Here is a 9,278-nt window from a genome sequence, read left to right as displayed (position 1 = left end):
CATCCTTATCTTGGTTCGCATAATGTGCCACACGTTATGTAGAAAAGCCGCATGCGAAAATAGAATCCCGCAGGCGGCTCTTTTGCATAACGTTATTATGCGAACCAATTTTTATTTCCCAATACCTATATAACTGCCAACTATTACGAGCAGGAAAATGATACCAACAGCCGTTTCAAGAGCCATGATAACCCCCTGTTAGGATTCTTTTTCTGCCTTTGAATGATAGTAATAAAGGTATACCAGCCCAAGCGGGGCGATGAATATTGAGAATGCCCAACATAAAGCCATAGTGATGACTTTCACTGTCAGCATTACTATTGCATTGATAAAAAAGACATTTTCGCCCATGATAAACCCAATGATTTGCTCATACACAAATCTTGCATATGGGTACAGTATTGCATTGATAATAAAGAAAATTATATTTCCCGCTTTTAATCCATTAGGATTTTGCATCGAGATATAAATAAAAAACGCTGAAATTAACGCACCAAAAATAAAGTGACGTATATAATAGCTTCCTTTTAATCCACCTAAGGTTTTACGAAATAAATCCATTATTAGAAGTCCTTTTCATCAAGTTTCTTAGCCAGAATTAATACACCTTCCGTATATGAGTAGCCATATCCATAGCCATAACTGCCTTTCCCATTTCCGTTGTTAATATCATTTTGTTGATATTTATAGGCCCAGCTACCAGATGTGGCGGGAGTTATTGAAATTACCTCATAGCCATCCTTATTAAGCTTGTCGATAGCGCGACCAACATCTTCATTCAATCTTTCACCATCAATCTGACAGTCAGACCAGCCATCCTGAATGACCTTCTTTTGGCGTATTTTCTCGTCAATATCAATGATGCCAAGAAATCGCTTTGTGTTTCCGGTTGGGACTTTGACGGTTACTTCTTTGTAGATAGGTTGGAAATAACTTGGGACATACACGGTTTTATTCATGATTTATCCTTAATCATCGTATTCAAAATTTTAGCGGCTAAAATTACTCGCATCGGTTCAGGTTTCTGAGATACCCGATCTTTACTATGCTTCCCATAAATTTTCACTTGTGAAACAATGAGATAATCAAACTAATGATGGCAATTATCAAGCTTGCAATTGCAATGTAGTTACTTTTTTGCTTTCTACCAGTTTCTGCTGATGCTTTAACAACTCAATTTTTAATTCATGCTCTCTCTGTGCATCAGGATCTCCAAATCCTCCGCCTTGTTCATGATAGTTAGTCAATTTTTCAAGCTGTTCTGCGATCTCTTTTTTGTTCATGTTGAATGCTCAAAAATCACTCAAATCTGGAACGTGCAGTGTAGGTAATACTGCACGTTTGTACCATTCGTGGTACTCAATCCTTTTGTTTGGCAGACATAAGATCATCTGCCGCATCTTTAGAGTAGTTATCAATCAGATAACCTAAAATCTCTGTCCATGTGATTGTTTTTCCTAGTTTTACACTGGCATTTATAGCCAGTCGTTCTAGTTTCATCTTCCGCTCTTCCGTCACGTTATAAGTCGTGCGTTTTGCCATATCTCACGCTCGTTCAATGCAGTATTTGAAGCGAGTATACACGCTCATGAACTCATATCATCGAAACCTCTTGAACTCATTAACTCTTACATGTAAGGTTAGAACATTAATGAACTACTGAACTCATGTGTTAAGTAAGTCGTCATTTTTGAAATTTTGAGGATTTATATTCGTGATCGATTGGTTTACCGGGATCTTCCCTTGCACGCACAAACCGCTTCCAGCGGGGAGTGTCGTCAGCGTTGATGCTGATGGTGCAATTGAGTGGGAAACCGTTAAGCGATTGACAGTTCGCGGCTCGCATGAAGCAACGATGAAAGTTCGATCGGTAGGATCTAACGGCGAAGGTAAGGCGACGCATTTGTACATTGATGGTAATCCGTCCAAGTTTTTGCAGGGTCATTCCGTTGTTGGCTCGGATGATATGCAAGGGCTTATGTTGACGGCATATGCCAGAATTTTATCTTTGTTGAATATTCCTCATGATATAGCGTCTTATAAAGCCGTTATGTCAGGTCAGTATAAAATCTCTCGTGTTGACATTAATTACATGTACTCATTATCAACGCTGGAAAATGTCAGATCATGGCTTTATGCCGCCGAATTTAAAGCCAAAACACGACATGGTCGCGCATGTGGGAAAGGCGGTACAGTTTATTTAGGTAAAAACTCCCGCCGCTGGAGTCTGAAATTTTATTCAAAATATGATGAACACGCTTCAGGGAAAAAAGGGCATCAAATAGCCGAAGAGTTTGTACGAGCCGGTTTACTTGACTGGACGAAAGATAAATTACGTATTGAATTAACTTTAAGAACAACCGAACTTATTGATTTAAATTTAACGCTTGGCGCTAACTGGAATATGGAAACCCCACGTCAATTATTCTCTGACTACGTAGGGAGAATAGAAATGAATCAAAATACTATTTTAAGCGATGAAAAAATAACGAAGCTGCCAAGAAAAATACAGTCAACATATTTACTTTGGAAGCAGGGGGCTAACATGAAAGAAATGTTACCTCATAACACATTTTACCGTCATAGAAGAGAGTTACTTTTGTTCGGTATCGATATTAATTTTTATTGCGATTCACCAGACTCTAATAATGTTGTTCCGTTAGTAAGAACGTTGGAAGCCAAACCAGCGGAAATCCCTGTATGGATTTATGATAAAGGCTTTGTTTTTGATTATAACCGCGTGTCGCGTGCCAGTAACTGGCGATAGAGGAAAATACAATGGCTAATTATGGTTTATTTGTGAAAGGTAAAATGTTAGGCGCTCGTCAACGTCCGAAAGTGAACGGGCAGGGGTATTATAATGAAATTGGTGTTGGCCTCGAAATTCCTGACGGTTTCGGCGGCACTAAATCAGATCAGGTTATTATTCGTGTTTCTCAATCATTGGTTAATGCCGGATTGATGAATCAAGCCAATAGTTTTGTCGGTAAATTGGTACAAATCCCGGTATATGTTCGCGCATGGTCAATGGAAGGTCGGGATGGTGTGACATATAACTTATCGAACGATGCGGCCATTACTGAAATAAAAGGGTGAGGATGATTTAATTATCATTTGCTGATTATGCCTGATAGTACATCACTCAATGCTAATAATTTATCTATTGAAAACGGTTATCTGATAGATGGATCCATCTGCAATTATTACAATAAATATAGCTGTCAGGCCGTAAATGTTCGTATGGAGTATGTTTCGCCTGAAATTGATTCCAGTATGTTAGCCCAATACTGGTCTGTTGGATTTACCACTGTGCTGTTTCTCTGGTTATTTTCTGTAGGGGTAGGGCAGATAATTAAGCTTGTTCGTAATGCATAAACACAAACTGAAGAGGGTATTCTTATGTTGAATAAATTAAGCAATAAATCAAAAGTTGTATTGGCCTCTGTTTTAATGGCCGCTTCCTCGCTGAGTTTTGCGGAAGGAACCACTACCGGTACGGGGGTTGATTTAACGCCGCTGACTAACAGTATTGATTTTAGCACGGTATTGGTCGCTATTATGGCCGTTGCAGCGTCACTGGTCACGCTATATGCCGGTGTCGCAGGCGTTCGCTGGGTATTGCGTACTGTTAAATCGGCTTAATTCTCTCTCAGGGCGGCGAAAGTCGCCCTTTTTACAGGTGAATATATGGAGCTGGAACTATGGAAGCTGCTGTCCCTTTTCTGGGGAATTATTTCCGCTTATGTGGTTATTCTTGGTCTAAGAGGATAACCGTTTACTTTTTTATTTTTTCCTTTCTCTGGTCTGTTTATCCTCGCTATTCTTATTCATTCGTTCCCGTTATTGCCGGTGTCATGGCCAGACAGGTTATTCCTAAAGTCATTGGCCGTGTTTTGGTTCGCCGTTTTGCGGCTAATGAAGCGATTTACAGTACGGCGCAACTGGCTTCAACTCGTGTTTTTCTTGGACGAGTCGCGGCGAACTCTGCGGAGTATTTGCCAGCGGCTTCATCCTATAAAATAGGCGGTGTTTCAACCTGGGCGGGGATTGCTGCGGCTGTTGGTTCGCTGGTTCCGTCCAGTCTGAATGCGCCGGATGGCTCTGTTATGGTGATGACTAACGGCGTTAAACTGTCGGAGAACCTCTATGAGGTGACGTACAGTAACGATGAGGGTAAGAGCAAAAAAATAACAGTTAACTTTGAACCGTCTGAACTCAGTCCGGTTATTGTTCATGTCAGCCGGAATAATATTGATGCAGGAGAACCGATAACCGGCGTAGAAAAAGGTTATTCTGTTCCCGATGAAGCCTTATATTACTATCAGGATTACAGCGCATTAACCTATTATTATGGTGATGAACCCGCTGAAATTGTCAGAGCCTATATTAATGATTACAATGCGGTAACCTATAAAGAAATAATAACTACGCTTGATAAAACTGTTAGGAATAAAATTGTTGATGGGCAAGGAAATGTAAGTTATGAAAATCAACCGTATAAAATAACATATCCCTCTGTTTTTTATACAATAGAAGAGATAGAGCATTTATATACCAATCCAAGTACATCGGTATTTCCCGAAGGTTTGCCAGCTTATGAATCTGTTGCCGGTTTACCTATGACGAATTATGTCGGCTTCTTATCTCCGGTAAGTAAATACAGCTATAACGGCGATCCCTGTAAAACAACGAATAATGCTAATGGCAGTTCCGCTACTGTGTGTGCTGCACCGGAAGAGGGGGAATATACAATTACGCAGACAGAGGATAAACAAGAAATCATGGTGACAACGAATATGAAATATAAAGCGTCATCACTTTCGCTTGAAGCGGGAAATATTGAGTCGATGATTGACTATCTTGCCGAGCCGTTACAAGACCTTGCAGTTTCTCCTGCATTGCTGTCTGAAATAATCAATGAGTTATGGATGGATGCGGCCAGCCAGAGTAATTATGATGGTATGCCATTAACGGAATCAGTCAGTCCTGCTGAAGTCACGGCGGCATTATCTGAACTTGGTCTTTCACCAACTTATCTGGATTTACTTTCACCGATTTCTGAGAGTCCCGGCGCTGACGTTAATATTGATATTTCAGTGAATAACAACCCCGGAAGTGATACAGGCGGAAGTGATGAAACCGATTTAGGTGAAGATCCACAAATAGCCTCACCGGAACTGGAAGAAACGCCGACCGCTGACGAAATATTGAAGCCTGTTTTTGACCTGTTGCCTTTTACGCAGGATTTCGATATTGGTTCGCGTTCAGCGACGTGTCCTGTCGTTTCTTTTTCCGTATTCGAGCATGATTATAAAATTGATTCACATTGCCCATTAATTGAGGATAACCGCGCCGCTATTCAGACCATCTTTTTAATCATATGGGGATTTATTGCATTGCGGGTAACACTAAGCGCCTGATAATAATTTTTAAGTGGGGTAATTATGTTTGGTATTCTGTTAAGCGCGGTCAATACGCTGCTGGGGTTTGTTTTTCGCTCCATTATTATTAAGTTCGTTGTGTTCTTTGCGCTTTATTTTATTGTTCATGGCTTTGTTGAAGTCCTTGTTTCTCGCCTGCCAGATACCAGTAATTTACCGGAACTGTTCGGGAATTTGTCAGATGGCTTCTGGTACTTTATTAATTTATGCGAGCTTCCGCGCGGTATCAGTTTAATTATCTCCGCATGGGGATTGCGTTTTATTATTCGCCGAATCCCGGTAATAGGGTGATAACATGGCAATTTCCGCATATATCGGCATACCCGGTTCAGGTAAAAGCTATGAGGCCGTCAGCAACGTGATCCTTCCAGGCTTTCAGAGCGGAAGACGTGTTGTCACCAATATTTACGGTGTTGACGTCGATAAAATCAGGGCGTTATACCCTGATGCAGCCGGTGAACTGGTAGCGGTTGATAACGATGCCGTATTGCAGGCTGACTTTTTCCCTTATAAAGGCTGTGAAAAAAGCTTTTGTCAGCCCGGCGATCTTATTGTTATTGATGAGGCTTGGCGTATTTTTGGCAGTGACAAGGATATAACCCCGCAGCAGAAATCCTTTATTGCCGAGCATCGACATTTTACGCATCCCGAAACCGGTGTTAGCTGTGATTTGGTGATTGTGAATCAGTCGCTGTCTAATATTGCGCGTTTTCTCAAGGATAAAATTGAAACCACTTACCGCATGAGAAAACTGAAAGCGCTGGGGTTAAATAAACATTATTGTGTTGATGTTTATTCCGGACACAAGATTTATAAATCCAACCAGATAACCACATCCAGAAACAAATATGACCCGAAAATATTTGCGCTTTATCAAAGCTATGACGGTGTTAACGGAACAGAAAAGCAGACCGATAAACGCCAGAATATTTTTAATTCCGGTAAGGTCCGGTTTTTTCTTGTGCTATTTCCGATCATGTTTCTGGTGTCCGGGTATCTCATCTGGTCGTTTTTTGCCAATTTCGGCCATGCCGACACGCCGAAACTGCCGCAAACCAGCGCAGAGAGCAGGGCGCAACTGACTGATTCAGCGGCTAAAAAAGTCTTAACCCTCCCTGCGGGCAATCTGTCGCCAGTTGAAAGCGCGCCGCTGTCTGCCGAATGGCGTATTTCAGGAAAGATGGTTGCTGACGGTAAATCTTTCATCCTGCTGACCAATAACGCCGGCGTTCTCCGGGCGGTGCCGGCATCCAGTTTTAATTACAAAGGGTTGCTTATCACCGGCGTCATTGATGGCGAACGGGTTACGCTCTATACGGGAAAAAAGTAATATGATGAATAAGATACTGACACTGGCAGGACTGTTTTTCCTGTCGTTACCGGGGCTTTGCGCGACGGAACTGGAACTGAATAAAGTCCGCTTGCCCGAAGCGATTTCACTGGTTTATTCCGATGTGCTGAAAGTGCCGTTTATGCTCGATCCGCAACTGGTGAATGATGAACGGATGGTGACGTTTAAAATCACGCCGGACGTTGATGAAAGGGCGTTTATCACCCGTTATTTTCAGAATATGAACATTCGGATCTACACGCAAAAAGGCATTGATTATTTATCGCCGTTTACGCCTCAGGAGCCGGTCAAGCCGCGTCAGACATGGGTTTATACCCCAAAATATCGTTCGGTGTCCTACCTGTCGGATATCCTGAGCGGCTACGTCTCGGGATCGTTTAATAACAGCGGAACGATCAATTCCAATAGTTCACCCACATCGGCAACCGGCGCAGCCAGTTACATCAACCGTTCCGGCGATATTCTGGTGTATTACGGCACCCGTGAGGATATCGAGGTATTGAAAACGTTGGTCGCATCACTTGATACCATCAGCGATGAAGTCATTGTTTCCGGGTATGTTTTTGAGGTTCAGACCGCGCAGTCTGACGGCTCAGGCATCCTTTTAGCGGCTAAAATCCTGTCGGAGAAATTCAATATCTCGATCGGCAGCGCCAACAACCTGGACAACGTTATCAGCATAAAAACCGGTTCGGTTGACGCCGTTTTCAGCCTGTTGAAAACCGACAGCCGTTTTACGGTCGTCAGTGCGCCGCGGCTGCGTGTTAAGAATAATGCGTCAGCGTCGTTTTCCGTTGGCGCCGATGTGCCGGTGCTCGGCAATGTCACCGTGAACAATGATACGGCTGTCCAGTCCGTTGAATACCGCTCCAGCGGGGTGCTGTTTAACGTGACGCCGTCCATTAAAAGCCAGACAATGGACTTGAAAATTCAGCAGCAGCTTTCTAACTTTGTCACCACGGAAACCGGCGTTAATAACTCGCCGACGCTTATCAAGCGGGATGTGACAACCGAGGTCAGTTTAGCCGATGGCGACGTGATTTTGCTGGGCGGGCTGGCCGAGCAGAAAGACAGTACAGCCAAATCCGGCTGGAGTTTTTTCGGTTCAAAAACCAAAGAGAACAGCAAAAACGATATTATGGTCATGCTTCAGGTCAGCAAAGTTGACCGGAGCAAGACGCCGCCCCGGAGCGCTGCGAGGAGCGGGGGCTTGTTCCGGGGCAACCCTGACTGATTAATAAGGCGTTTTTATTATGGCGTTAAAAAATACAGGATATGAACAATACGACATCTTCTAGGTAATTCATTTACTTAGAGGATTATTTATGTCTGTAAAAAGCAGGGCGCGTGACCGTCTTTGCAATGGTCGCATGAAGTCTTATCGTCGCGTTGGCCGTCGCTTTGCCAGTTGCGCAAGATGGTTTGATAAATCGCCGTCCTGGTATCGCAATCTGATGATGACCCGACCAGAACGCCGTGAAGTGAAACGGCTGCTTACTGAAGTCCGTCATGGCCGTGATCCTGACGGGATCGCATTTCCGGTCAGCAACAAGCCGTTTGCGTATTGGTGGTGACAAGGCATTTTAGCCGCTAAAATTTCGTGCGCACGAAGTTTTACGCATAAACACCAGATAAAAACACGATAACTATTTGTTTTTAATGATAACGCCGGTCAGTGACAAAACTTGTTTTGTTGCTGTCCGGGGTTGGCCAAGCCGCAACTGTTCTGGCGTTTTTCTTTGGCGTTAATCGCGGCGCGGCAGTTTTCAAAGGGAGAGTTATATGAAACGTAAACTTCGTCGGCGTAATCAGCGTTGGCTATCTAAACAGTGTCGGAAGGCAATGCTTAACGATATGCCAATGGATTTCTTTGTTAGCTATCCGGCTCAGCGGGCCGACATGAATAATGCCAGCCGTCTTGAGCGTCGCGGAAAGTTGCTGCCTGACTGGAGCAATGCGGAGTTTTGTTCCGGCCATGTAATGCTGCCGTTCGTCAGTCAGCGCGGGAAGATTTATCACTATCAGATGATTACCCGTCAAAGCGATCTGCCAGAGACGTACCAGTCTCGCTGGCTGGATGCTCGCCTTAATGAAGAGGAAGAGCCGCTTGATTTCCAAATTATCCGGCACGATTTAACACGGGGTACTGAAGAAGTGATGTTTGATTCAGTACCGCAGAACAAACAAACTAATGAACTAACAAACAAACTAACACCATGACAGCACCGGGAACGCCAGTTCCCGCCCATCCTTATCTTGGTTCGCATAATGTGCCACACGTTATGTAGAAAAGCCGCATGCGAAAATAGAATCCCGCAGGCGGCTCTTTTGCATAACGTTATTATGCGAACCAATTTTTATTTCCCAATACCTATATAACTGCCAACTATTACGAGCAGGAAAATGATACCAACAGCCGTTTCAAGAGCCATGATAACCCCCTGTTAGGATTCTTTTTCTGCCTTTGAATGATAGTAATAAAGGTA

At 43.3% G+C, this 9,278-nt stretch carries 13 protein-coding genes; 9 read left to right on the top strand and 4 right to left on the bottom strand.

Annotated elements, in window-relative coordinates; all coding sequences use genetic code 11:
* Positions 1–198: 198 nt before the first annotated feature.
* From BIY29_RS19115 to BIY29_RS19105, 4 genes are all read right to left on the bottom strand, one after another.
* The gene (locus tag BIY29_RS19115; protein ID WP_121576607.1) at positions 199–561 is read right to left on the bottom strand and encodes a hypothetical protein; all 363 of its coding nucleotides are present in this window, start codon (positions 559–561) and stop codon (positions 199–201) included.
* Between the two features lie 2 nt (positions 562–563).
* A complete protein-coding gene (locus tag BIY29_RS19110; RefSeq protein ID WP_170158982.1) occupies positions 564–959 on the bottom strand; it encodes a hypothetical protein in 396 nt (131 codons plus the stop codon).
* Positions 960–1,106: 147 nt separating this feature from the next.
* Positions 1,107–1,283: a hypothetical protein gene (locus BIY29_RS20330; protein ID WP_170158981.1), complete on the bottom strand. Its 177-nt coding sequence runs from the start codon at positions 1,281–1,283 to the stop codon at positions 1,107–1,109.
* A gap of 76 nt (positions 1,284–1,359) precedes the next feature.
* Complete coding sequence (locus tag BIY29_RS19105; protein WP_121576605.1) at positions 1,360–1,542, bottom strand: hypothetical protein; 183 nt, start codon at positions 1,540–1,542, stop codon at positions 1,360–1,362.
* 172 nt (positions 1,543–1,714) lie between these two features.
* On the opposite strand from BIY29_RS19105, the gene BIY29_RS19100 reads away from it, so the two are divergent.
* The 9 genes from BIY29_RS19100 (at position 1,715) to BIY29_RS19055 (ending at position 9,012) form a co-directional block, all read left to right on the top strand.
* Positions 1,715–2,767 carry a phage/plasmid replication protein, II/X family gene (locus BIY29_RS19100; protein WP_121576604.1) on the top strand — a complete coding sequence of 351 codons (1,053 nt, stop codon included), beginning with the start codon at positions 1,715–1,717 and terminating at the stop codon, positions 2,765–2,767.
* 11 nt (positions 2,768–2,778) lie between these two features.
* Positions 2,779–3,096, top strand: a complete 318-nt coding sequence (locus BIY29_RS19095; RefSeq protein WP_121576603.1) for a DNA-binding protein — start codon at positions 2,779–2,781, stop codon at positions 3,094–3,096.
* Between the two features lie 303 nt (positions 3,097–3,399).
* The gene (locus tag BIY29_RS19085; protein ID WP_373365479.1) at positions 3,400–3,642 is read left to right on the top strand and encodes a hypothetical protein; all 243 of its coding nucleotides are present in this window, start codon (positions 3,400–3,402) and stop codon (positions 3,640–3,642) included.
* Positions 3,643–3,701: 59 nt separating this feature from the next.
* A complete protein-coding gene (locus BIY29_RS19080) occupies positions 3,702–5,420 on the top strand; it encodes a hypothetical protein (RefSeq protein WP_170158980.1) in 1,719 nt (572 codons plus the stop codon).
* A gap of 24 nt (positions 5,421–5,444) precedes the next feature.
* Positions 5,445–5,732 (top strand): DUF2523 family protein, encoded by a 288-nt coding sequence (locus BIY29_RS19075; protein ID WP_121576600.1) that lies wholly within the window; start codon positions 5,445–5,447, stop codon positions 5,730–5,732.
* Between the two features lie 4 nt (positions 5,733–5,736).
* On the top strand, positions 5,737–6,771 hold the full coding sequence (locus BIY29_RS19070) for a zonular occludens toxin family protein (RefSeq protein WP_121576599.1): 1,035 nt from the start codon (positions 5,737–5,739) through the stop codon (positions 6,769–6,771).
* 4 nt (positions 6,772–6,775) lie between these two features.
* Entirely contained in the window at positions 6,776–8,026 is a 1,251-nt protein-coding gene (locus BIY29_RS19065; RefSeq protein WP_121576608.1) for a type II secretion system protein GspD, read from the top strand.
* Between the two features lie 91 nt (positions 8,027–8,117).
* Positions 8,118–8,366 (top strand): hypothetical protein, encoded by a 249-nt coding sequence (locus BIY29_RS19060; protein WP_121576598.1) that lies wholly within the window; start codon positions 8,118–8,120, stop codon positions 8,364–8,366.
* A 208-nt stretch (positions 8,367–8,574) separates the two neighbouring features.
* Positions 8,575–9,012 carry a hypothetical protein gene (locus BIY29_RS19055; protein WP_121576597.1) on the top strand — a complete coding sequence of 146 codons (438 nt, stop codon included), beginning with the start codon at positions 8,575–8,577 and terminating at the stop codon, positions 9,010–9,012.
* Positions 9,013–9,278: the final 266 nt, after the last annotated feature.

The sequence above is a fragment of the Brenneria alni genome, assembly GCF_003666245.1.
GTDB classification, from domain to species: Bacteria; Pseudomonadota; Gammaproteobacteria; order Enterobacterales; family Enterobacteriaceae; genus Brenneria; species Brenneria alni.
The sequence above is the reverse complement of the archived record's forward strand: the minus strand, read 5'-3'. Positions and strand labels throughout refer to the sequence as shown.